This is a genomic window from Streptomyces humidus (assembly GCF_014649655.1).
In the GTDB taxonomy this organism is placed as follows: Bacteria; Actinomycetota; Actinomycetes; order Streptomycetales; family Streptomycetaceae; genus Streptomyces; species Streptomyces humidus.
The window spans coordinates 152,401-177,023 of record NZ_BMTL01000021.1 but is presented as its reverse complement, the minus strand read 5'-3'; the positions used below and the strand labels follow the sequence as shown (position 1 = coordinate 177,023).

General features: G+C 71.0%; 15 protein-coding genes. All 15 read left to right on the top strand.

What is annotated here, in order from left to right; translation table 11 throughout:
• Positions 1 to 74 precede the first annotated feature (74 nt).
• The 15 genes from IE239_RS24530 to IE239_RS24460 all read left to right on the top strand — a co-directional run bounded on the left by IE239_RS24530 (position 75) and on the right by IE239_RS24460 (position 24,444).
• A complete protein-coding gene (locus IE239_RS24530) occupies positions 75 to 2,699 on the top strand; it encodes a valine--tRNA ligase (protein ID WP_190151532.1) in 2,625 nt (874 codons plus the stop codon).
• Positions 2,700 to 2,813: 114 nt separating this feature from the next.
• Positions 2,814 to 4,346: a bifunctional tetrahydrofolate synthase/dihydrofolate synthase gene (gene folC, locus IE239_RS24525; protein WP_190151531.1), complete on the top strand. Its 1,533-nt coding sequence runs from the start codon at positions 2,814 to 2,816 to the stop codon at positions 4,344 to 4,346.
• An 8-nt stretch (positions 4,347 to 4,354) separates the two neighbouring features.
• Positions 4,355 to 4,720: a DUF4233 domain-containing protein gene (locus IE239_RS24520; protein WP_190151530.1), complete on the top strand. Its 366-nt coding sequence runs from the start codon at positions 4,355 to 4,357 to the stop codon at positions 4,718 to 4,720.
• Between the two features lie 94 nt (positions 4,721 to 4,814).
• Positions 4,815 to 5,228, top strand: coding sequence for a nucleoside-diphosphate kinase (gene ndk, locus IE239_RS24515; protein ID WP_054244926.1), 414 nt, complete (start codon positions 4,815 to 4,817; stop codon positions 5,226 to 5,228).
• Positions 5,229 to 5,462: 234 nt separating this feature from the next.
• Positions 5,463 to 6,482 (top strand): rod shape-determining protein, encoded by a 1,020-nt coding sequence (locus IE239_RS24510; RefSeq protein WP_190151555.1) that lies wholly within the window; start codon positions 5,463 to 5,465, stop codon positions 6,480 to 6,482.
• Positions 6,483 to 6,689: 207 nt separating this feature from the next.
• On the top strand, positions 6,690 to 7,628 hold the full coding sequence (gene mreC, locus IE239_RS24505) for a rod shape-determining protein MreC (RefSeq protein WP_190151529.1): 939 nt from the start codon (positions 6,690 to 6,692) through the stop codon (positions 7,626 to 7,628).
• A 14-nt stretch (positions 7,629 to 7,642) separates the two neighbouring features.
• Entirely contained in the window at positions 7,643 to 8,314 is a 672-nt protein-coding gene (gene mreD / locus IE239_RS24500; protein ID WP_190151528.1) for a rod shape-determining protein MreD, read from the top strand.
• Between the two features lie 155 nt (positions 8,315 to 8,469).
• Positions 8,470 to 10,719: a penicillin-binding protein 2 gene (gene mrdA / locus IE239_RS24495; RefSeq protein WP_190151527.1), complete on the top strand. Its 2,250-nt coding sequence runs from the start codon at positions 8,470 to 8,472 to the stop codon at positions 10,717 to 10,719.
• Positions 10,716 to 11,915, top strand: coding sequence for a rod shape-determining protein RodA (gene rodA, locus IE239_RS24490; RefSeq protein WP_190151526.1), 1,200 nt, complete (start codon positions 10,716 to 10,718; stop codon positions 11,913 to 11,915). Before mrdA ends, rodA begins: the two co-directional genes overlap by 4 nt.
• A gap of 102 nt (positions 11,916 to 12,017) precedes the next feature.
• Entirely contained in the window at positions 12,018 to 13,559 is a 1,542-nt protein-coding gene (locus IE239_RS24485; protein WP_190151525.1) for a CYTH and CHAD domain-containing protein, read from the top strand.
• 123 nt (positions 13,560 to 13,682) lie between these two features.
• Positions 13,683 to 15,638: a TIGR03960 family B12-binding radical SAM protein gene (locus IE239_RS24480; protein WP_190151524.1), complete on the top strand. Its 1,956-nt coding sequence runs from the start codon at positions 13,683 to 13,685 to the stop codon at positions 15,636 to 15,638.
• Positions 15,639 to 16,514: 876 nt separating this feature from the next.
• Positions 16,515 to 17,783, top strand: coding sequence for a VanZ family protein (locus IE239_RS24475; RefSeq protein ID WP_190151523.1), 1,269 nt, complete (start codon positions 16,515 to 16,517; stop codon positions 17,781 to 17,783).
• Positions 17,784 to 17,969: 186 nt separating this feature from the next.
• Positions 17,970 to 19,115, top strand: coding sequence for a hypothetical protein (locus tag IE239_RS24470; protein WP_229878272.1), 1,146 nt, complete (start codon positions 17,970 to 17,972; stop codon positions 19,113 to 19,115).
• Between the two features lie 48 nt (positions 19,116 to 19,163).
• Complete coding sequence (locus IE239_RS24465) at positions 19,164 to 19,928, top strand: TIGR03936 family radical SAM-associated protein (protein ID WP_190151522.1); 765 nt, start codon at positions 19,164 to 19,166, stop codon at positions 19,926 to 19,928.
• A 277-nt stretch (positions 19,929 to 20,205) separates the two neighbouring features.
• On the top strand, positions 20,206 to 24,444 hold the full coding sequence (locus IE239_RS24460; RefSeq protein WP_190151521.1) for an Rne/Rng family ribonuclease: 4,239 nt from the start codon (positions 20,206 to 20,208) through the stop codon (positions 24,442 to 24,444).
• The last annotated feature ends 179 nt before the right edge of the window (positions 24,445 to 24,623 follow it).

Genomic DNA, 24,623 nt, shown 5'->3' with positions numbered 1-24,623 from the left:
CCGGCAGCGGGGCCCGCACCGTTACAGAGGAAACACGTTTCGGGACCGCGCGGTGACACCCCTAAACTGGGCCCGTGACCGAGAACGCTCAGCAGCAGCCATCAGCGCCCCCCACCGAACTGCCGACCCAGTACGCGCCGGCCGACGTAGAGGGGCCGCTGTACGAGCGCTGGGTCGAGCGGGGCTACTTCGAGGCCGACGCCAAGAGCGACAAGCCTCCGTACACCATCGTCATCCCCCCGCCGAACGTCACGGGCAGCCTGCACCTGGGGCACGCCTTCGAGCACACCCTCATCGACGCCCTCACCCGCCGCAAGCGCATGCAGGGCTTCGAGACGCTCTGGCAGCCGGGCATGGACCACGCCGGCATCGCCACGCAGAACGTCGTCGAGCGTGAACTGGGCAAGGAAGGCAAGTCCCGTCACGACCTCGGCCGTGAGGCGTTCGTCGAGCGCGTCTGGCAGTGGAAGGGCGAGTCCGGCGGCCAGATCAGCGGCCAGATGCGTCGTCTGGGCGACGGCGTCGCCTGGTCGCGTGAGCGTTTCACCATGGACGAGGGCCTCTCCCAGGCCGTCCAGACCATCTTCAAGCGGCTCTACGACGACGAGCTCATCTACCGCGCCGAGCGCATCATCAACTGGTGTCCGCGCTGCCTGACGGCGATCTCGGACATCGAGGTCGAGTACCAGGACGACGACGGCGAGCTCGTCTCCATGAAGTACGGCGAGGGCGACGACACCATCGTCGTCGCCACCACACGCGCGGAGACGATGCTCGGCGACACGGCCGTCGCCGTCCACCCCGACGACGAGCGCTACAGGCACCTGGTCGGCAAGGAGATCCGCCTCCCGCTGACCGACCGCTTCATCCCGGTCGTCGCCGACACCCACGTGGACCCCGAGTTCGGCACCGGCGCCGTCAAGGTGACCCCGGCGCACGACCCGAACGACTTCGAGATCGGCCAGCGCCACAACCTGCCCTCGCTCACCGTCATGGACGAGCACGCGGTCATCACCGCCCACGGCCCCTTCCAGGGCCTGGACCGGCTCGAGGCCCGCTCCGCCATCGTCGCCGCGCTGCGCGCCGAAGGCCGGATCGTCGCCGAGAAGCGGCCCTACGTCCACTCCGTCGGGCACTGCTCGCGCTGCAAGACCACCATCGAGCCGCGCCTGTCCATGCAGTGGTGGGTCAAGGTCGGCCCGCTGGCGAAGGCCGCCGGCGACGCCGTCCGCGACGGCCGCGTCAAGATCCACCCGCAGGAGATGGAGAAGCGCTACTTCGACTGGGTCGACAACCTCCACGACTGGTGCATCTCGCGGCAGTTGTGGTGGGGCCACCGCATCCCGGTCTGGTACGGCCCGAACGGCGAGGTCGTCTGCGTCGGCCCCGACGACGAGGCGCCCACCGGCGAGGGCTGGCGTCAGGACACCGACGTCCTCGACACCTGGTTCTCCTCCGGCCTGTGGCCGTTCTCCACGCTCGGCTGGCCCGAACAGGCCGAGTCGCTCGCGAAGTTCTACCCGAACTCCGTCCTGGTCACCGGCTACGACATCCTCTTCTTCTGGGTCGCCCGGATGATGATGTTCGGCCTCTACGCGATGGACGGCACCCCGCCCTTCCACACCATCGCCCTGCACGGCATGGTCCGCGACCAGTTCGGCAAGAAGATGTCGAAGTCCTTCGGCAACGCGGTCAACCCGCTGGACTGGATGGACAAGTACGGCTCCGACGCGCTCCGGTTCACCCTCGCGCGCGGCGCCAACCCCGGCGTCGACGTCCCGATCGGCGAGGACTGGGTCCAGGGCTCGCGCAACTTCGCCAACAAGATCTGGAACGCCACGCGCTTCGCGCTGATGAACGGCGCAACGGTCGACGGCCCCCTGCCGGATGCCTCGAAGCTGTCGGCGACCGACCGCTGGATCCTCTCCCGCCTCAACTCCGTCGTCGCCGAAGTGGACGCGCTGTATGAGGACTACCAGTTCGCGAAGCTCTCCGACGCGCTGTTCCACTTCGCCTGGGACGAGGTCTTCGACTGGTACGTCGAGCTGTCCAAGACCACGTTCATGGCCGGCGGCGAGCCCGCGAAGGTCTCCGGCAGGGTTCTCGGCGAGGTCCTCGACGTCACGCTCAAGCTGCTGCACCCGATCGTCCCGTTCGTCACGGAGACGCTGTGGACCACCCTCACCGGCGGTGAGTCCGTCGTCGTCGCCGAGTGGCCCACGGACAGCGGGTTCCGGGACGCGGCCGCCGAGAAGGAGATCGAGAGCCTCCAGTCGGTGATCACCGAGGTCCGCCGCTTCCGCGCCGACCAGGGCCTGCAGCCCGGTCAGCGGGTCCCCGCCCGCCTCACCCTCGACGGCACGCCGTTCGCGGCGCACGAGGCCGCTGTCCGCCAGCTGCTGCGCCTGCAGCCGGAGGGCGAGGACTTCTCCGCGACGGCGACCCTGCCGGTCGCGGGCGCCACGGTCGCGCTGGACCTGTCCGGCACGATCGACGTGGCCGCGGAGCGCAAGCGCCTGGCCAAGGATCTGGCGGCGGCCGAGAAGGAGAAGGCCCAGGCCGGCGCCAAGCTCGGCAACGAGGCGTTCCTCGCGAAGGCCCCGGACAACGTGGTCGACAAGATCCGCACCCGCCTCGCCAAGGCGGACGAGGACATCGCCCGCATCCAGAGCCAGCTGGAGCGCCTGCCGCAGGCGTGAGTCGGCGGCACGGCGTCACGACGACGAAGGCCCCCGGCTCCTTCCAGGAGCGTCCCGGAACGGTTCCGGGGGCCTTCGCCCACCTCTGTCACCGGCCGTCCGTAGACTGGCCCCGTGAGCGAGCTCCCCCCGAACGGCAACCACGACGACCTGCCCGCCCCCTTCGACCCCCTCGATCCCTTCGACGAGATCATCGCCGAGGAGACCGACCGCGACCCCGACCTCGCGGTCATCGAGGCCGGCAGCCGCACCCTGCGCACCCAGGGCGGCGCACCGCAGGCCGACGTGCCCGCGCGCCCCGAGGACCCCGAGGTCGACAAGGCCCTGCGCGAGGTCGAGGCGGAGCTGGCCACCCGCTGGGGCGAGACGAAGCTGGAACCCTCCGTCGGCCGGATCGCCGCGCTGATGGACGTGCTCGGGGACCCGCAGCGCTCCTACCCCTCGATCCACATCACGGGGACGAACGGCAAGACCTCCACCGCCCGCATGATCGAGGCCCTGCTCGGCGCCTTCGAGCTGCGCACCGGCCGGTACACGAGCCCGCACGTGCAGTCGATCACCGAGCGGATCAGCCTCGACGGCGCCCCGATCTCCGCCGAGCGGTTCATCGAGACGTACCAGGACGTGAAGCCGTACGTCGACATGGTCGACGCCATGCAGGAGTACCGGCTGTCCTTCTTCGAGGTGCTCACCGGCATGGCGTACGCCGCCTTCGCCGACGCGCCCGTCGACGTCGCCGTCGTGGAAGTGGGCATGGGCGGCTCCTGGGACGCCACCAACGTCATCGACGGCGACGTGGCCGTCGTCACGCCCATCGACCTGGACCACACCGACCGGCTCGGGGAGACGACCGCCGAGATCGCCGCCGAGAAGAGCGGGATCGTCAAGCAGGACGCCACCGTCATCCTGGCCCAGCAGCCGGTCGACGCGGCGCAGGTGCTGCTGAAGAAGGCCGTCGAGGTCGACGCGACCGTGGCCCGGGAAGGGCTGGAGTTCGGGGTCGTCGCACGTCAGGTCGCCGTCGGCGGGCAGCTGGTCACCCTGCGAGGGCTGGGCGGCGAGTACCCCGAGGTGTACCTGCCCCTGCACGGTCCCTACCAGGCGCACAACGCCGCCGTCGCGCTCGCGGCCGTCGAGGCGTTCTTCGGCGTCGGCTCCCAGCGGCCCGAGCCGCTCGACATCGACACCGTCCGCAAGGCCTTCGCCGCCGTCTCCTCGCCGGGCCGCCTCGAAGTCGTCCGCCGCTCCCCGACCGTCGTGCTGGACGCCGCGCACAACCCGGCCGGCGCGCGGGCCACCGCCGAGGCCGTCGGCGAGGCGTTCGACTTCTCCCGGCTGATCGGTGTGGTCGGAGCCAGCGGCGACAAGAACGTGCGCGGGCTCCTGGAAGCCTTCGAGCCGATCTTCGCCGAGGTCGTGATCACGCAGAACACCAGCCATCGCGCGATGGACGCCGACGAGCTCGCCGCGATCGCCGTCGAGGTGTTCGGCGACGACCGCGTCCAGGTCGAGCCGCGGCTGCCCGACGCCCTGGAGGCGGCGATCACCCTCTCCGAGGAGGAGGGCGAGTTCTCCGGCGGAGGCGTCCTGGTCACCGGCTCCGTCATCACCGTCGGCGAGGCGCGACTGCTCCTCGGGAAGCACTGAGGCCCCCCATGCGTACGCTCTGCTCCTCGACCCTGGTCGGCGAGTTCTTCGTCATCGGCTTCGCCGGCCTGGTCGCCATGAAGGACTCCGACCTGTCCACGTCCACGGTGTGGACGGTCTGCGGCGTCGCCATGCTGCTCACCGTGCTGCTGTGCGGCATGGTCACCCGGCCCGGCGGGGTCGCCCTCGGCTGGGCGCTGCAGATCGCCCTCGTCGCGTCCGGTCTCTTCGTCCCGATCATGTTCTTCATGGGCGTGCTCTTCGGGGCCCTGTGGTGGGCGTCGGTGCACTTCGGCAGAAAGGTCGACGAGGCCAAGGCCCGCTTCGCCGCGCAGGCCTCCGCCGCCTCTGCGGATACCGCTGACGCTGCGTGACGAGCGCCCGGACCCGACCTGTAACCTCATCCCACCGCACCTGCAGGCGCCAGAGCACCGGCGCCGGAACACCGGCCGTAGAAGGAGTCCCCTCGTGAGCCAGCGCACCCTCGTCCTGCTCAAGCCCGACGCCGTCCGTCGTGGCCTGACCGGCGAGATCATCAGCCGTATCGAGCGCAAGGCCGGCTGGCAGATCACCGCGCTGGAGCTGCGCACGCTGGACCAGGACACGCTGGAGCAGCACTACGGTGAGCACAAGGGCAAGCCCTTCTACGAGCCGCTGGTGGAGTTCATGGCCTCCGGCCCGGTCGTCGCGCTGATCGTCGAGGGCGATCGGGTCATCGAGGGCGTGCGCGCGCTGGCCGGCCCGACCGACCCGATCGCCGCCGCCCCCGGCTCCATCCGCGGCGACTACGGCGTCATCGTCCGCGAGAACCTGATCCACGCCTCCGACTCCGAGGAGTCCGCCGAGCGCGAGGTGAAGATCTTCTTCCCCGGCCGAGCCTGACTCCCCGACGGCCGCAGAAGGGTCTGAAGCGGGCGATCGAGGGAACGTGAGCCCCCGAACGCCCGTCTCCAGAAGCGAACCCACACAGCATCTGCAAACAATGGCGGAGACCGCTCCGCAGTGTTCGTGCAGGCGCGTTTACGATGGAAGCCTTCACGTCACAGCACCCACCTCGCCGACCTGATAAGCCCTCAAAGCTCATGGAAGGCCAGTCGAATCCTGATGGGGAACTCAATGTCGTTCATCGGCCGTGACATGGCTGTCGACCTCGGGACCGCCAACACGCTGGTGTACGTCAGGGGTCGCGGGATCGTACTCAACGAGCCGTCCGTCGTCGCGATCAACACCAACACCGGTGGCATCCTCGCGGTCGGCGCCGAAGCGAAGAAGATGATCGGGCGCACGCCCGGCAACATCGTTGCCGTGCGTCCGCTGAAGGACGGCGTGATCGCCGACTTCGAGATCACCGAGCGGATGCTCCGCTACTTCATCCTGAAGATCCACAAGCGGAGGTATCTGGCTCGTCCGCGAGTCGTCGTCTGTGTGCCCTCGGGCATCACGGGCGTCGAGCGCCGTGCCGTCATCGAGGCGTCGACCCAGGCCGGCGCCCGTCAGGTGCACATCATCGAGGAGCCGATGGCCGCGGCCATCGGCTCCGGCCTGCCGGTCCACGAGGCCACGGGCAACATGGTGGTGGACATCGGCGGCGGCACCACGGAGGTCGCGGTCATCTCGCTCGGCGGCATCGTCACCGCCCAGTCCATCCGTGTCGCGGGCGATGAACTGGACAACGCGATCATCCAGCACATCAAGAAGGAGTACAGCCTCCTCCTCGGTGAGCGGAGCGCCGAACAGATCAAGATCACGATCGGTTCGGCGTATGACCTCGACGACGACCAGCACACGGAGATCCGTGGCCGCGACCTCGTCTCCGGACTGCCCAAGACCGTCGTCATCTCGGCCGCTGAGGTGCGCAAGGCGATCGAGGAACCGGTCAACGCGATCGTCGACGCCGTGAAGACCACGCTCGACAAGTGTCCGCCGGAGCTGTCCGGCGACATCATGGACCGCGGAATCGTTCTGACCGGCGGCGGAGCCCTGCTGCGCGGTCTCGACGAGCGGCTGCGCCGGGAGACCGGCATGCCCATCCACATCGCCGAGGACCCGCTGGACAGCGTGGCGCTGGGCTCCGGGAAGTGCGTCGAGGAGTTCGAGGCGCTCCAGCAGGTCCTGGACGCGGCGCCGCGCAGATGACGTAACGCTTCGATTCCGCCGTACGGGACGATCTCCTCTCGTGCGGCGGATCATTGATATAGAGGCATAAGCTCCCATAAAGCGCCCTTGGTCATGCTGGCCCGGGGCTACCCCAATTCCCGACCCGCTTCCTGCAACTGCTTGTCCATACCTGCTTCCTGATTCCTGTTCTGGTTTTTCTCTCGAGGAAGGGCACGGCCGCCGCACGTGAGGGACACACGAGAGAGCCGGCTGCTCCTGGTGCTGCTGATCGCCGTAGCGTTCGCGCTGATCACGGTCGACATCCGGGGCGGGGAGGACTCCCCGGTCGACGGCGCCCGGCAGGCCGCGGCCGCGGCCTTCGGCCCGATCGAGAACGGCGTGGCGTCGGCGGTGGACCCCGTCGGCAACGCCGTCTCGGCCGTCCGTGACTCCGGGGGACGCCATGACCGGCTCACCGCGCTGGAGAAGGAGAACGCGGCGCTCAAGGCGAAGCTCGGCAGCGACGACCGCAACCGCAGCCGGCTGACGCAGCTCGACAGGATGCTGAAGATCGCCGGCACCGGTCAGTACGGCATCAAGGGCGCGGAGGTCATCGCGATAGGAGCGGCCCAGGGCTTCTCCTGGACGATCACCATCGACGTCGGCGCCAACGACGGCGTCAGGCGCGACATGACGGTCCTGAACGGGGACGGGCTGGTCGGGCGGGTCACCACCGTCGGCCCGGACACCGCGACCGTGCTCCTGGCCAGCGACCCCGACTTCACCGTCGGCACCCGGATGGAGGCGTCCGACGAGCTCGGCTTCGCCTCCGGGCAGGGCGACCGCCCGCTGCGCGTCGAACTCCTCAACGGCAAGGCCGACGTGAGGAAGGGCGACCGGCTGGTCACCTTCGGCTCACAGGCCGACAAGCCCTTCGTGCCCGGCGTTCCCGTCGGCGTCGTCTCCCGCGTCGACCCCTCCGGCGGCGACCTCACCCGCACCCTCTACGTCACGCCGTACGTCAGCTTCACCAAGCTCGACATCGTGGGCGTGGTCGTCGAGGCCCCGAAGAAGGACCCGCGCGACACCGTGCTCCCCTCGAAGCCCAAACCGGTCCCCACGCCGACGGTGACCGTCACGGTCACGCCGAGCGCGAACGCACCCGTAGACGGCCAGCAGCAGTAGGAGCTGACACCCCCATGCGCGTCAACCGGATCCTGCTCTCCGTCCCCCTGGTCGTCGTCGCCCTGGTGATCCAGGTGAGCGTCCTCGCCCGCCTCCACCTCCCGGGCGCCGTCCCCGACCTCCTCCTGCTCACCGTCCTCGGACTGGCCATGGTGTACGGCCATGTCGGCGGCGCCCTCATCGGCTTCGGCGCCGGCCTGCTGGCCGACCTCGCGCCGCCCGCCGACCACGCCGCCGGGCGCTACGCCCTGGTGCTCTGCGTGATCGGTTACCTCGCCGGGCTGATCAAGCCCGAGACCGGACAGATCAGATCGGCCACCGGCCCGATGGTCGTGGTCGTCGCCGCCGCCGTCGGCTCCACCCTGCTGTACGCCGGGGTCGGCGCCCTCGTCGGCGACACCGCAGCCCGTCATGTCGGCCTCACCGGGCTGCTGTTCACGTCCGCCCTGTACGACCTGCTGCTCGCCCCGTTCGTGGTCCCGGCGATCATGTTCCTGGCGCGGCGGGCCGACAACGACCCACTCGCCGAGACCAACTCCGCCGCCAGGAGTCCCGACATCTCCTCCGGCTGGCTCTCCTCCGGCACGGGCCTGAGGATCGGCGGGCAGCGCGGCGGACTCAAGCTGAAGGCGGCCAGGTCGCGGGCCACCCGGGCCGGGCGCATCAAGGGGGTCAAGCGGCTGTGAACGCGGGCGTCCGCGCGCCGAGCGCGCCGGTGGATGAATCACCCGAACGAGGAAGTCCAGGCGGAACGAGGTCGCACAGACCGGTCGTTCATCATTCGTCCGCGCACACACGTCCGCACACCGAGTCCGCGTACTGAGAGGGGGAGACAGCCGCAGTGACCAACATTCCCGAGACCGGTCGGAGCCCACGGGTCCAGATCCGGCTCGTCGTGATCCAGATCCTCGTCCTCTCCCTGCTCGGCACCCTCGGCGGCCGCCTGTGGTACCTGCAGATCCGCGAGGGTGCGGCGTACGCCAAGGAGGCCTCCGGCAACCACGTCCAGCAGGTCGTCGAACCCGCCGTGCGCGGCTCGATCCTGGACGCGCGCGGAGTGCCCCTGGCCGACAACGAGACGCGCCTCGTGGTCTCCGCCTCCCGCACCGAGCTGCTGAAGCAGAGGGACGACGGCAAGGCGGTCCTGACCAAGCTGGCCGGGGTCCTCGGCATGAAGCCCGACGAGGTCGCGCTGAAGGTCCGGCTGTGCGACGCGAAAACGCCGCAGCCCTGCTGGAACGGCTCGCCCTACCAGCCGATCCCGATCACCGACGAGGCCACCGCCAAGCAGGCCCTGCAGATCCGCGAACGCGCCGAGGACTTCCCGGGCATCACCGCCGAGCCCGAGGCCGTACGGCGTTACGCGGCCCCCGGCAACGCCAACACCGCCCAGGTCCTCGGCTATCTCTCCCCGGTCACCGACGAGGAGATCACCAAGGCCCAGGACACCGACTCGCCGTACCTGCGCTCCGACCAGGTCGGCCGCAGCGGCCTGGAGCGCCAGTACGACAAGGAACTGCGCGGCAAGGCCGGCGTCACCCGCTACGAGGTCGACAACCTCGGCCGCGTCATCGGCCAGGCCGAGGCGGACGCGGCTCAGCCCGGCTCCAACCTCGTCACCAGCATCGACGCCCGTGTCCAGCGGGTCGCCGAGTACGAACTGAACAACGCGATGAAGATCGCCCGCACCCAGTTCGACAAGATCACCGGCGAGAACTACAAGGCCGACTCCGGCGCCGTCGTCGTGATGGAGGCCAAGACCGGCCGGGTCGTCGCCATGGCGTCCGCCCCGGCCTACGACCCCAACGTCTGGGTCGGCGGCATCTCCGCCAAGGACTACAAGAAGCTCACCGGCAAGGACTCCGACTACCCGCTGCTCAACCGGGCCATACAGGGTCAGTCCGCGCCCGGTTCGACCTTCAAGGTGGTCTCCACGGCCGCCGCGGTCGAAGCGGGCTACGAGTGGGACGGCGGCTACCCGTGCACCAGCTCGTACTCGGTGGGCGGCCAGGTCTTCAAGAACTTCGAGGGGGAGAGCTTCGGCCCCATCTCGCTCGGCCGCGCCCTCGAGGTCTCCTGTGACACCGTCTTCTACGGTCTCGCCGACCGGGAGTGGAAGAAGGACGGCGGCATCAACCCGAAGAAGGGCGAGCCCAAGGACTACTTCTACAAGGCCGCCCACCAGTTCGGCCTCGGCAAGGAGACCGGTCTCGACCTGCCCAACGAGGTCACCGGCCGGGTCCCGGACCGTCAGTGGAAGGAGTCCTACTGGAAGGCCAACAAGGACTCCTGGTGCAAGTCCGGTAAAAAGGACGGCTCTTACGTCGAGAAGATCGCGTACGAGAACTGCCTCGAAGGCAACAAGATGCGCGAGGGCGACTCGATCAACTACTCCATCGGCCAGGGCGACACCCTCGTCACCCCGATCCAGGAGGCCGTGATCTACGGGGCCATCGCCAACGGCGGCACGATGTACACCCCTACCATCGGCAAGGCGATCGTCAGCCCCGACGGCAGGACCGTCCACGAGATCAAGCCCAAGCCCAAGGGCAGACTGCCCGTCACCCAGGCCACGATCAAGGGCATGGACGCCGCGCTGGAAGGCGTGGTCACCCGCGGTACCGCCGCCTGGAAGTTCGGCGGCTGGCCGCAGGAGCAGATCCCGCTGCACGCCAAGACCGGCACCGCGGAGGTCTACGGCAAGCAGACGACGTCCTGGCTCGCCACGTACAGCAAGGACTACACGGTCGTCATGACGATCGCCCAGGCCGGCACCGGCTCGGGCGCCTCCGGCGAGGCCGTGCGGCACATCTACAACGCGATGTACGGCGTCTCCGACGACGGCAAGATCGACAAGAAGAACGCCCTGCTGCCCACGCCGCAGACCGGCCTGCCGAAGATCCAGGCGGACGGCACGATCAAGGCCCCCAAGCTCTCCAAGGACCCGGCCAAGGAGCAGCGCGCCAGCCAGCAGACTGCGCCGAATCCCGGCGACACACAGCCGGCGGGCACCGTGCAGCAGAACACCGACCCCAACCGCGACACCCGCAGACGACGACGGAAGAGGGGAAGCCGGAGGATGTGCACATGACCGGTGCGAACGGTTTCTCCGTCTCCGGATACGGGCCCGCGAGGGCCGGCTGGACGCGGGTCTTCGCCCGTGACTCGCTGGCCCGCAGGCTGGACTGGCCGATACTGCTGTCGGCGATCGCGCTGTCGCTGATCGGCTCGCTCCTGGTCTTCTCGGCGACCCGCAACCGCACCGAGATCAACCAGGGCGACCCGTACTACTTCCTCGTCCGGCACCTGATGAACACCGGCATCGGGCTCGCCCTGATGGTCGGCACGGTCTGGCTCGGCCACCGCACCCTGCGCAACGCGGTGCCGGTCCTGTACGGCCTGTCGCTCCTGGGGATCCTCGCGGTGCTGACGCCGCTCGGCTCCACGGTCAACGGCGCGCACTCCTGGATCGTGCTCGGCGGCGGCTTCTCGCTGCAGCCCTCGGAGTTCGTGAAGATCGCGATCATCCTCGGCATGGCGATGCTGCTCGCGGCACGCGTCGACGCCGGCGACAAGCCCTACCCGGACCAGCGCACGGTCCTCCAGGCGCTCGGTCTCGCGGCCGTCCCCATGCTGGTCGTGATGCTGATGCCCGACCTCGGGTCGGTCATGGTCATGGTGATGATCGTGCTCGGCGTGCTGCTGGCCTCCGGCGCCTCCAACCGCTGGGTCTTCGGCCTGCTCGCCGCCGGCGCGGCCGGCGCGATCGCCGTCTGGCAGCTGCACATCCTCGACGACTACCAGATCGCCCGCTTCGCCGCCTTCGCCAACCCCAGCCTCGACCCGGCCGGCGTGGGCTACAACACCAACCAGGCGCGGATCGCGATCGGCTCCGGCGGCCTCACCGGCGCCGGGCTGTTCCACGGCTCACAGACGACGGGCCAGTTCGTCCCCGAACAGCAGACGGACTTCGTCTTCACCGTCGCGGGCGAGGAACTCGGCTTCATGGGAGCGGGCCTGATCATCGTCCTGCTCGGCGTGGTCCTCTGGCGCGCCTGCCGCATAGCGCGTGAGACGACGGAGCTCTACGGCACGATCGTCGCCGCGGGCATCGTGGCCTGGTTCGCCTTCCAGTCCTTCGAGAACATCGGCATGACGCTGGGCATCATGCCGGTGACGGGCCTGCCGCTGCCGTTCGTCTCCTACGGCGGCACGTCGATGTTCGCGGTATGGGTGGCGGTGGGGCTGCTGCAGTCCATCCGGGTGCAACGGCCGATGTCGGCCTGAGCACCCCGGCACCCCGCGACACCTCGTGTTTCCCCCGGTCCTGCCGCGATTCGGGTCCGGTGCGCACTGCCGCTCGGACCCGAGTGCGACTAGATTCAATTCATGGCGGAGACGAAACGCGAGATCGAGCGCAAGTACGAATCCGACGAGAGCGGGCTGCCCGACCTGACCGGAGTCGGCGGCGTCGCCACCGTCCTCGACAAGGGCGTCACCGAGCTGGACGCGACCTACTACGACACCTCCGACCTGCGTCTGGCCGCGGCCTCGATCACCCTGCGCCGTCGCACCGGCGGCGCCGACGCCGGATGGCACCTGAAACTCCCCGTCGAGGCCGGCGTCCGGGACGAGATCAGATCGCCGCTCTCGGACACCGTGCCCGAAGAGCTCGGCCGACTGGTCCGCTCCCGTGTCCGCGAGGGCCAGTTGGTGCCGGTGGTGCGGCTGCGCTCCAGCCGGGACGTCCGCGAGCTCGTCGACGCCAAGGGCCGGCTGCTCGCCGAGGCCAGCGTGGACGCCGTACGGGCGGACCGGCTGTTCGGCGGCGAGGGCGGCGCCCAGTGGACCGAGATCGAGGTGGAGCTCGCCGACGGCGGTGACCCCGCGCTTCTCGACAAGGTGGACAAGCGGTTGCGCAAGGCGGGCGTCCGGCCGTCGACGTCGCCGTCCAAACTGGCGAGGGCGCTGACGGAGACGGCCTCGAAGAAGAAGCGGAACAAGGGGGGCAAGGGAGGCAACGGGAAGACGGCGGACGAGAAGGCCGCCGTCGGCGATCCCGTCACCGCCGGCGACCACGTGCTGGCGTACGTGCGCGTCCAACGGGACGCGATCGTCGCCCTCGATCCGGCCGTCCGGCAGGAGACCGAGGACTCCGTGCACGACATGCGCGTCGCGACCCGCCGGCTGCGCAGCACCTTCCGCTCCTTCCGCAAGGTCCTCGACCGGACCGTCACCGACCCGATCGCCGACGAGCTGAAGTGGCTCGCCGGCGAACTGGGCGCGGGCCGCGACCAGGAGGTGCTCGACGAGCGCCTGACGGCGGGCCTGGACGACCTGCCCCACACCCTCGTCTCCGGGCCGGTGAGCGCGCGCCTGCGGGCCTGGGCCGAGGCCGAGGCCCGCGGCTCGCGCCACCGGCTGCTCGGGGTCCTGGACTCGCCGCGCTACCTCACCCTGCTCGACGACCTGGACGCCCTGGTCGCCGACCCGCCGCTGCTGAAGGCGGCCGGGGGCAAGCCGGCCAAGGTGCTCGCCAAGGCCGTCCGCAAGGACTTCGCGAAGGTGTCCACGCTGGTCGGACAGGCCCTGGAACAGCCGCCCGGCCCCACCCGCGACGCGACCCTGCACGAGGCGCGCAAGAAGGCCAAGCGGACCCGCTATGCGGCGGAGACCGCCACCCCCGCGGTCGGCGGCCCGGCCAAGACGCTGGCCAAGTCCATGAAGTCGTTGCAGAGCCTGCTCGGCGACCACCAGGACAGCGTCATGGCCCGCCGGACCCTGCGCGAGCTGTCGGCCGTGGCGCACGCCGCGGGGGAGAGCGCCTTCACCTACGGGGTGCTGTACGGCCGTGAGGAGGGGCGGGCCGAGCTGGCGGAGGAGGCGCTGCCCGATCTCTGGGAGAGGGCCTGCGCGCAGATGGAGGTTTAGAACGGATCGCGGCGGATTCTTCGCGGGCGGGGGACGCCTCCGGTCGGGTTACGCTAGATGGTCACCCTCCCCCGAGCCTTTGGCCGGGGGGACCCCCAGTCAGCTCACGAAGGTGCCCCCGCGATGTCTGTCGAGTCGGTCTTCCCGCAGCTCGAAGCCTTGCTCCCGCATGTGCAGAAGCCGATCCAGTATGTGGGCGGCGAGCTCAACTCCACGGTCAAGCCCTGGGAGGCCTGCGACGTCCGCTGGGCGCTGATGTACCCGGACGCGTACGAGGTCGGTCTTCCCAACCAGGGCGTCATGATCCTCTACGAGGTGCTGAACGAGCAGGAGGGCGTCCTCGCCGAGCGCACCTACAGCGTGTGGCCGGACCTGGAGGCGCTGATGCGGGAGCACGGCGTCCCGCAGTTCACCGTGGACGGCCACCGCCCCGTGAAGGCATTCGACGTCTTCGGCCTGTCCTTCTCCACCGAGCTCGGCTACACCAACATGCTGGCCGCCCTCGACCTCGCCGGGATCCCCCTGGAAGCCGCGAACCGCGGCCTCGACGACCCGATCGTGCTGGCCGGCGGCCATGCCGCCTTCAATCCCGAGCCGATCGCCGAATTCATCGACGCGGCGGTCATCGGCGACGGCGAGCAGGCCGTGCTCGACATGACGAAGATCATCCGTGAGTGGAAGGCCGAGGGCCGGCCCGGCGGCCGCGAGGAGGTCCTCTTCCGCCTCGCGAAGACCGGCGCGGTGTACATCCCGCGGTTCTACGACGTCGAGTACCTGCCGGACGGCCGGATCGCACGTGTGGTCCCGAACCGGTCGGGCGTGCCGTGGCGCGTGTCGAAGCACACGGTCATGGACCTCGACGAGTGGCCCTACCCCAAGCAGCCGCTGGTCCCGCTCGCCGAGACGGTGCACGAGCGCATGTCGGTGGAGATCTTCCGCGGCTGCACCCGCGGCTGCCGCTTCTGCCAGGCAGGCATGATCACCCGCCCGGTGCGCGAGCGGTCGATCACCGGCATCGGCGACATGGTGGAGAAGGGTCTGAAGGCGACCGGCTTCGAGGAGGTCGGCCTGCTCTCGCTGTCGAGCGCCGACCACAGCGAGATCGGTGATGTCGCCAAGGGACTCGCGGACCGCTACGAGGAGGACAAGATCGGCCTGTCCCTCCCCTCGACCCGCGTCGACGCCTTCAACGTGGACCTGGCGAACGAACTGACGCGCAACGGCCGCCGCTCGGGCCTGACCTTCGCGCCCGAGGGCGGCTCGGAGCGCATGCGCAAGGTCATCAACAAGATGGTCTCGGAAGAGGACCTGATCAGGACCGTCTCCACCGCCTACGGCAACGGCTGGCGCCAGGTGAAGCTGTACTTCATGTGCGGCCTGCCCACGGAGACCGACGAGGACGTCCTGCAGATCGCCGACATGGCGATGAACGTGATCGCCGAAGGCCGCAAGGTGTCCGGCCAGAACGACATCCGCTGCACCGTCTCCATCGGCGGGTTCGTGCCCAAGCCGCACACTCCCTTCCAGTGGGCCCCCCAGCTCTCCGCCGAGGCGACGGACGCCCGCCTGCAGAAGCTCCGGGACAAGATCCGCGGCGACAAGAAGTACGGCCGCTCGATCGGCTTCCGCTACCACGACGGCAAGCCCGGCATCGTCGAGGGACTCCTCTCCCGCGGCGACCGCCGGATCGGCGCCGTCATCCGGGCCGTCTACGAGGACGGCGGCCGCTTCGACGGCTGGCGCGAGCACTTCTCCTACGACCGCTGGATGGCCTGCGCCGACAAGACGCTGCCCGCCTTCGGCGTCGACGTCGACTGGTACACGACGCGCGAGAAGACGTACGAGGAGGTCCTGCCCTGGGACCACCTGGACTCGGGCCTCGACAAGGACTGGCTCTGGGAGGACTGGCAGGACGCCCTCGACGAGACAGAGGTCGAGGACTGCCGCTGGACGCCGTGCTTCGATTGTGGGGTGTGTCCCGCGATGGGCACGAGTATTCAGATCGGTCCGACGGGCAGGAAGCTGCTGCCGCTGACGGTCAAGAAGGACGCTGCGACCAGCGGAGGACACGCGCACTGAGGTGAGTGGGGCGCCCTCGAGCAGATCGATTCTCGCTGCAGAGTCAATGCTGTTCTGGCGGGTTGGGATCCCAGCCGACCGCGAACGACCAGGTGACCTTCTGATCCGCCGCGAACCGGAGCGAGCCCGTGGCGCGCCCCTCACTGACGTGGATCTCGTTCATGAAAGGCAGCACCTTCCCTTTTTCACACACGAGGGGAAAGGAGATGCCGGTCGGCTGCACCTGCACCCGAAGCCGCCCCGGACCCTGGCAGTTGACGGCGATCGCCAGAGTCGTTCCCGCTCTGATCCCACCAGGGATCGGGTACGTGGCGCTCCCCGTGACCCGAGTGCCGGAGGTCAGCGCGGTGATGCCGCCGGAGGCGAGTTCCGGTGCTGTCGCGACCGACGGTCCGTCCGGCTGACCGGTCGTCCTGGGCGTCGCCGTGGGCGGTGGGGCGCTCGCTGCGGCGCCTGAGGAACCGGGGACGGTGGCGCTGCTCCCGTGGGAGCTGCAGCCGGCTACGGCCAGGGCGGCGGCAAGTGCGCACAAGGCCCCGCGGACCGACGCGCTGGAGTGTGGCATCAGTTCGTCTCCCGGATGTACCAGCCGACGCAGTGGGGGTCCAGCTGGTGATGGTCTTATTTTGATCATTGCATGGCGTTCGACCGGTGGAGCAGGATCGTTGGCTACATGAAGGCGGGCGTCGGCAACTGCTGCACACCCGACCTCGAGGTCTGCCGGCCCGCTTACGCAAGGGCCGGGGTGTCTGACCAGCGTCCCGGTTGCGTGTTCTCGAAGGCTGCAACGTGATTCAAGCGTCCATCTCCGCTGTACCGGGCCTGATCGTCTCTTTCCTGATTCTCGCTGCGCTGGTCGCGGCGCCTACTGCCCTTGTGGCGAAGGCGAGGAGCAAGCCGTGGCCTCTCAGAACGGCTCTGGCCGTCTACCTGGTCGGCATCGCGGCCGTGACGCTGCTGCCGGGCGACGCCGGTCTGGAGTCCTGGCAGTGCGACACCGGCATGCCCACCCGTCTGTTCACGTCGGTGAGTTCCCTGCTGAACATCGCGCTCTTCGCCCCTGGTGCGCTGCTGGCTGTCTTTCTCTTCAGAAGGCCGGTGACGGTCGCGGCTGCCTTCGGGGCCCTCAGCGGAGCCCTGGAACTCGCCCAGTCGGCCGGGCATCTGGGCCGCTCGTGCAGTGTGACGGACCTTGCGGCCAACGCGACCGGCGCACTGCTGGGTTCCTCGGCGGGGGCCCTCTGGATCTACCTCCGGCGGCAGTCTCCGGGCAAGCCGCTGCGCGACCTCGCATGGGGCATGTCGCTCGGCGCACTCGCCGTGCTGGCCGTCGGGGGCGTCTTCGAGTCCCGGATCGACCGGGTCGACATCGTCGCCAGGGATGACCAGAAGCGTGCCCTCGCCGAAACCGCCGTCCAGGCCGACGAGTGGATCACCGCTGCGGCCAGGGGAGTCTTCGGGAGTGATACGCAGGTCCGGCAGACCGCGACCGCGACTGCGAGCGTGACCGAGCCCGATGAAGGCGGATGCCGTCTGCGGATCACCGCGACGACGAACCACGGCACCATCTCCGGTTCCTGGCCGGCGAAGACCCTGGAGAGTGCCCGCTCTTCGGACGTCCGTGCCGACGAGGGCAGCCTCGGCGCGCGGGAAGTCGCGGCGGCCGCGGCACGGCTCGCCCGTGAGTGGTTCCCGCAGCACGCCGCGGGCAGCGTTCAGCGGGTGCGTCCCGTCGGCCACGGCCCGACGACGGTCTACAGGGTGACGTACCGGCGCTACGCGCACGGGGTCCTGATGCCGATGCGCCTCGACCTCACCCTCACCGGCACGGGACGCGTACTCGGGTTCGCGGCCGAGACCGTCGCCGATCCGGTGCTTCCGCCTGTCACCGTCGACGAAGCGGAGGCCAAGGCTCTGGCGCAGGGGGCGGCGGGAGCGCCGGGGGAGTTCCGTCGCGCCCTGCTGCTCGCCCGTCAGGTCAGGGGGGTCTGGCGGCCGGTGTGGCTTGTCGGCGACGGGAGCGGCGGCCGTGCCAGCGGGCGCGATGTCGCCGTCGACGCTGTGACGGGTGAGCGCATCGCCGGGGAGATCTCCGGTGCGGCCACGCCGACGGCGGCGACGGGCGGTCCACCGTCTTCTCGGTGAAGGCCGACGGCGTGGACCCGCCAGGCTCGGCCGTCACGACCATCGTGAACCGTCACGACCGTCTTGAACCGTCACGACCGTCTTGAACCGTCAGGTCGACGGAGTCATGAAGAACACGTCCCGCACCACGGCCTGACAGGCCGTCAGTTCTGCATCCGTCCGGGCGGCTGCGGCGTCTACGTCCACATGGACCTGCAGAAACCGCCTGTCGCCGAGTCGCCCGCGCCGTCGGCCGACCTGACTCCCGGGCAGGGCCCCGAAGGGTGTCTGGCCGTCGCGATCCGGCTGCCCGTGCGCATCGTCGTGCTCGTGCTGGTCGTGCCGGTGCGCATGATGTGGGACGTGCTCGTCGTGGTGGGGCGGCTCCTGCGGGACACGGTGCTGCGGCCGCTCGGGCGGGCCCTGGCGTGGCTGGGGAAGGCGCTGTTCGTCCGGCCGCTGATCGGGTCGTGGCGCTACCTCGTCGTCCCCGCCGCGAGGGCGCTCGCCTGGCTCGGCAAGGTGCTGGTGGTGACGCCGGCCGGCCGGCTGTACCGGTACCTCCTCACCCCGCTCGGGCACGGGCTCGCATGGCTATTGCGAGGAGTCGGTTCCGGTCTGGCGTGGGTGTACGCGCGCGTGCTGACGCCCGTCGGGCACGCCGTCCGCCGGCTGCTGAAGGGGATCGGGTCCGTGGCCGCCGTCGTCGGCGTCGCCGCGTACGGCGCTGCGGCCTGGCTGGTGCGGTACCTCGTCGTCGTTCCCGCCGAGTGGATCCACCGCTGGCTCCTCGCGCCGGCCGGGCGGGCGGCCGTCCGGTGCGCGCGTGGGGTGTGGCTGCTCCTGGGGCTGCTGGCCGGCGGGGCCGGCCTCGTTCTCCACCGGGTCGCCCGGGTCCTGCTCGTGCTGCCCGCGCTCGCCCTGTGGCGCTGGGTGCTGGTTCCCGTCGGCCGCTTCCTCGCGGTCGTCGCACGGGAGGTGGGGGACGCGCTCGGGCACGCCTGGCGGATCGCCGGGCGCGTCTCGCTCTCCGTCGGGCGGTTGCTCGGGACTCTCCTGCGGTGGATCGTCGTGGAACCCGTGCGCTGGGCGTACCGCACCGTGCTCACCCCGGTCGGGCACGTCGTCAGGGACGCCGTGCTGCGTCCCGCGGCCCGGGCCGCGCGAGCCGCGGGCAGGGCCTCCCGGCAGGCGCTGGCCGCCGCCCGGGAGACGGCGCGGCAGACCCGCGCGGACGTGCGCCGCATGCTCTTCGGAGAGCCGGCGCGGCGGGAGGCGGCAGCCCGCCGGGAACCATCGGCGGGCGTGGCACGTACTCTTGGTAGCAGTACGACCGCTCTCACGAAGGACTGAACGACACTGGGCAAGCGACAGCCCGAAGGCCCGCCGCCCGCACCCGCGGTGCAGCGCATCCGACTGCGATACACCAAGCGCGGCCGCCTCCGGTTCACCAGCCACCGTGACTTCCAGCGTGCCTTCGAGCGCGCGTTGCGCCGTGCCGAGGTGCCGATGGCGTACTCGGCGGGGTTCACGCCGCACCCGAAGGTGTCGTACGCCAATGCCGCACCCACCGGCACGGGCAGTGAGGCGGAGTACCTGGAGATCGCGCTGACCGCGGCGCGTGATCCGGAGAAGCTGAGAGCTCTGCTCGACGAGTCGCTGCCCGCCGGGCTCGACGTCGTCGACGCGGTCGAGGCCCGGAGCTCGGGTCTGGCCGACCGGCTGACGGCCTCCGTGTGGGAGCTGCGGCTGGCCGGCGTGGACCCGGCCGACGCCGGCCGCGCGGTGGAGGCCTTCAACGAGGCCGACGCCGTGGAGGTCCAGCGCATGACGAAGAACGGCGTTCGCACCTTCGACACCCGAGCCGCGGTCGTACGGCTGGAAACGTACGGTGAACCTGCTGATAGGCCGACCGACCAGCCCTGTGCGATACTGCGGCTGGTTGTTCGGCACGTGACGCCTGCCGTTCGACCCGACGACGTCCTGTCCGGTCTCCGCGCCGTGGCCGACCTGGCGCCGCCGGTCCCCGCTGCGGTGACCAGGCTGGCGCAGGGGCTGTTCGATGAAGAGACCGGCACGGTGACCGACCCGCTCGCGCCCGACCGCGAGGCAGCTCAGGCCCCCACAACGGCCGATCCCGCTGCCGCCGCGAAGGCGCCCGCGTAGGGAAGGTTCCGCGAAGGAACGTACGTCGTAGCGTCGCCCTCGTACTCGGGAGCCACCTGGGTCGGGCAGCGCACCGACCAGAAGACTTTCGCCAGGCCGTGCGCATTCGGCGTACGGAACCGGCGAGACAGGACACAGAGAGCTCCCGAGCGGCGCCCGCGCCCCGGACGGCGGCACCGCGCATCGCGCGAGCCGCGGACGTCAACGGCGGTCGATCCTTCGTGATCGCCGCCGGACCAGGCGCGGCGCCCGGGAGCCTGACGGGAGAAACGCCCGCATGCTCGAGCCAACCGAATCCACAGAGTCCGTCACGGACTCCGAAGCGAACACCCCCAGCGACACCCTGCCGCCGCGTCGTCGGCGCCGTGCCGCATCCCGGCCGGCGGGTCCGCCGTCCGCAGCCGCCGACGCCTCGGCCGAGATCACCACGCCGGTCGCACCGGCCGTGGAGTCCGTCGAGGAACTGGCGGAGGACGACGTCCAGGACGAGACCGTCCAGGACGAGAACGCCGGCGCGGACGCCAAGGCGGACGAGCCCGAGCAGGCTGTCGAGGCCGCGCCTCGTGCCCGCCGTCGGGCCACCCGCCGCGCCTCCGCGCCCGCCGGCGCACCGGCCGCCGCCGAGGCGGCCGAGACCGTCGTGCCGGTGCCCGCCGAGGCGAGCGCCCCGGCTGTCGAAGAGGCCGCCGCCGAGGAAGCCCCGGCAGAGGACGCGGCTCCTCGCCGCTCGCGCCGTCGGGCCACGCGCCGCGTGACCACGCCCGCCGAGGCCCCGGCCGAAGCCGTGGAGCCCGCCGCCGAGCCCGTCACCGCGGAGGCCGAGCCCGTCGCCGTGGAGGCCGGGGCCGAGCCCGTCGCAGGGACGGCCGAGGAGGCGCCCGCCGAGGCCGCGCCGCGTACACGGCGCCGCGCCACCCGGCGGGTGACCGCCCCCGCCGTCACGCCGGAGACCGAGGCGCCCGCCGAACCCGTCGCAGTCGTGGAGGCCGTCGAGGCCGAGGCGCCCGCGGTGGCGGAGGAGGCGGCCGAACCGGCTGCCCCGCGCTCCCGTCGGCGCGCCACCCGTCGCGTCTCCGCTCCCGCGGCCGAGACCCCCGAGGCCTCCGTGCCCGAACCGGTCCGGGTTTCCCCGGCTGCCGAGCAGTCGCCGGTGTCCGAGGCGGCCGAGGAGCCGGTCGCTCCCGCCGCCGTCGAGGAGCCGAAGGCTCCCGAGGCCGACGACGCCGACGAGGACGCCGGTCCGCGCCGCGGTCGTCGGCGGGTGGTCCGCCGGGCCGCCGGCGGCTTCTCCGCGCCCGAGCCCGTGAGGGGCGAGGACGACGCGCCGCGCCGTCCGGCGCGGCCCGCGGTCGCCGTGTTCCAGGCGCCCGTGTTCGCCGAGCCGCAGTTCCAGACGCCGCAGCGGGCCGCCGCCGAGGCGGCCGCCGAGGCGGAGACCGTCGTGGCGGAAGAGCCCGAAGAGGTGCAGAGCGCCGCGGAGCTTCCCGAGGAGCCCGCCGGCTCGCGTCGCCGTCGTCGCCGCAGGGCCGCCGGCGCCGGTGAGGAGGCCGAGTCCGGCCGCACCGCCGCGCCCGCCGCCCACGCCGTCGAGGACGAGGCGGAGACCGAGCCGGAGGAGGCCGACGAGGCCGCCGAGGACATCGCCGAGGGTGAGGACGACGGCGAGGAGACCGGTTCGCGTCGCCGTCGTCGTCGCGGCGGTCGTCGCCGTCGCCGTGGCGACGCCGCCGACGGTGAGGGGGAGTCCGGCGACGCCGACTCCGACGAACTCGCCGCCGAGCAGGTCGCCCAGGACGCCGAGGACGCCGACGGGCAGGAGGACGAGGAGGACGAGAACACGGAGGACGAGGACGCGGGCGGTTCCACCGCCGGCAGCCGCCGCCGCCGTCGCCGTCGCCGTCGTGCCGGGGACGCCTCCACCGAGGCCGAGCCCGTCGACGGGGACCCGGAGCGCACGGTCGTCAAGGTCCGTGAGCCGCGCAAGCCCTCCGAGCCGTCCGACGAGGTGCAGTCCATCAAGGGCTCGACCCGCCTGGAGGCCAAGAAGCAGCGCCGTCGGGAAGGCCGGGAGCAGGGCCGCCGGCGCGTGCCGATCATCACAGAGGCCGAGTTCCTGGCCCGCCGCGAGGCCGTCGAGCGGGTGATGGTCGTCCGCCAGAGCGGCGAGCGCACCCAGATCGGCGTCCTGGAAGACAACGTGCTCGTCGAGCACTACGTCAACAAGGAGCAGGCCACCTCGTACGTCGGCAACGTGTACCTGGGCAAGGTGCAGAACGTGCTGCCGTCGATGGAGGCCGCCTTCATCGACATCGGCAAGGGGCGCAACGCCGTCCTGTACGCCGGCGAGGTCAACTTCGAGGCGCTCGGCATGGCCAACGGGCCGCGCCGCATCGAGGCCGCCCTGAAGTCGGGCCAGTCGGTCCTCGTCCAGGTGACGAAGGACCCGATCGGGCACAAGGGCGCGCGTCTGACCAGCCAGGTCTCCCTCCCGGGCCGGTACCTCGTGTACGTGCCCGAGGGCTCGATGACCGGCATCAGCCGCAAGCTGCCCGACACCGAGCGGGCCCGGCTGAAGACGATCCTCAAGAAGATCGTCCCCGAGGACGCGGGCGTCATCGTGCGCACCGCCGCCGAGGGCGCGAGCGAGGACGAACTGCGCCGCGACGTCGAGCGGCTGCAGGGGCAGTGGGAGGACATCCAGAAGAAGGCCAAGAGCGGCGGCGGCTCGAGCGCGCCGACGCTGCTGTACGGCGAGCCGGACATGACCGTCCGCGTCGTGCGCGACATCTTCAACGAGGACTTCTCCAAGGTCATCGTCAGCGGCGACGAGGCATGGTCGACCATCCACGGCTATGTCTCGCACGTGGCGCCCGACCTCGCCGAGCGGCTGTCGAGGTGGACGTCCGAGGTGGACGTCTTCGCCACCTACCGGATCGACGAGCAGCTCGCCAAGGCGCTGGACCGCAAGGTCTGGCTGCCCAGCGGCGGCTCGCTGGTGATCGACCGGACCGAGGCCATGGTCGTGGTCGACGTCAACACCGGCAAGTTCACCGGTCAGGGCGGCAACCTCGAGGAGACGGTCACCAGGAACAACCTGGAGGCGGCCGAGGAGATCGTGCGTCAGCTGCGGCTGCGCGACCTCGGCGGCATCATCGTGATCGACTTCATCGACATGGTGCTGGAGTCCAACCGGGACCTGGTGCTGCGGCGTCTGCTGGAGTGCCTGGGCCGTGACCGCACCAAGCACCAGGTCGCCGAGGTCACCTCGCTGGGCCTGGTGCAGATGACCCGCAAGCGGGTCGGCCAGGGTCTGCTGGAGTCGTTCTCCGAGACCTGCGTGCACTGCAACGGGCGCGGCGTCATCGTCCACATGGAGCAGCCGACCTCCGTCGGCGGCGGCAAGCGCAAGAAGCGCGGCCGTGGCGGCGACGGACAGGGCCCCGACCACGAGCACGAGACGGCGGCCGAGGTCGAGCCGTACACGGGCGCCGAGCCGGAGACGGAGAGCGAGGCCGAGGTCGCCGCCGAGGTGGCCGAGCCGGTCGCGCTCGCGGCCCCCGAGTTCACCGCGGACGAGGAGCTGTACAGCAGCGTCGCGGAGGCGGAGGCCGCCGCCACGCGTGGCCGGGGCCGGCGCCGGTCGAGCCGCAGGGCGTCCGCTCCGGCGGGTGCGCCGAGGGGCGGCTCGCGTCGGTCCGGCTCCGAGTCGTTCGTCTCGGAGCTCTCGGCCGGGGCCGTCGCGGAGGAGGCCGTCGAGGCGCCCACCGCGCAGGACGTCACCGTCGAGGCGGAGACCGAGCGTCCGGTGCAGCCGGCCGAGACGGTCACCGCGCACGCGGAGCCTGTCGCCGTCGAGGACTCGGTCGTCGAGGCGCCCGCCGAAACGCCGGTCGTCGAGACCCCGGTCGCCGAGGAGGCCGCGCCCAAGGGCCGTACGCGCCGCCGTGCCACCCGCAAGGCGTCCGCGCCGGCCGGGTCGCCCGCGGGGGCGGAGGCCGCCGTGGTGACGGTCGCCGAGACCCCGTTCGTCGAGACCCCGGTCGCCGAGGCCGCTCCGGCGGAGCAGCCGGAGGAGGCCGGGCAGGCCGCCGAGCCCGTCGCCGGGAGCGCGGCCCCGGCCCGCCCGCGGCGCCGCGCCGTGCGCAAGGCCACCGCGCCGACCGCGTCCGAGGAGACGGCCGTCGTGGTCGTCCCGTCGGTCGCGGCGGAGGCCACCGCCGAGGACGCGTCCCAGGCCGTGCCTGACGGTGCGTCCGAGGCAGCGTCCGAGGAGGCCGCCGAGCCCGCCGAGGAGGCGCAGGCCGCTCCGGCGAAGAAGACGGCCGCACGCAAGACGGCGAAGAAGGCCACGGCCAAGAAGGCCGCCACCAAGAAGACGGCGGCGGCCAAGACGACGGCCGCGAAGAAGACCGCCGCCAAGAAGACGACGGCCAAGAAGGCGGCCAAGTCGGTGTCGAAGAAGACCGTGGCGGCGCAGCAGAGTGTGCCGTCCGTCACGGCCTCGACGGAGGACTGACCCCGCCCGGCGCGGGTACCCATGGCGCGGGCGTCCGGACTTCCGGACGCCCGCGCCGGCGTTTCACCCGCTTCCCGCACTCGCGTCGCCGTGCGTTCACCGGGGAGTTACTCTGTGTCTCGCTTGTGATGGAGTGCACCCGCGCCGCTGGGTTTCGGGGTGGTGACCCTGGGCAAGAT

Coding starts and splice junctions, on each gene's coding strand:
- IE239_RS24520 (WP_190151530.1), top strand. CDS start 4,355: ATGCGTACGCTCTGCTCCTCGACCCTGGTCGGCGAGTTCTTCGTCATC.
- IE239_RS24510 (WP_190151555.1), top strand. CDS start 5,463: ATGTCGTTCATCGGCCGTGACATGGCTGTCGACCTCGGGACCGCCAAC.
- mreD (WP_190151528.1), top strand. CDS start 7,643: ATGCGCGTCAACCGGATCCTGCTCTCCGTCCCCCTGGTCGTCGTCGCC.
- rodA (WP_190151526.1), top strand. CDS start 10,716: ATGACCGGTGCGAACGGTTTCTCCGTCTCCGGATACGGGCCCGCGAGG.
- IE239_RS24485 (WP_190151525.1), top strand. CDS start 12,018: ATGGCGGAGACGAAACGCGAGATCGAGCGCAAGTACGAATCCGACGAG.
- IE239_RS24480 (WP_190151524.1), top strand. CDS start 13,683: ATGTCTGTCGAGTCGGTCTTCCCGCAGCTCGAAGCCTTGCTCCCGCAT.
- IE239_RS24470 (WP_229878272.1), top strand. CDS start 17,970: ATGGACCTGCAGAAACCGCCTGTCGCCGAGTCGCCCGCGCCGTCGGCC.
- IE239_RS24460 (WP_190151521.1), top strand. CDS start 20,206: ATGCTCGAGCCAACCGAATCCACAGAGTCCGTCACGGACTCCGAAGCG.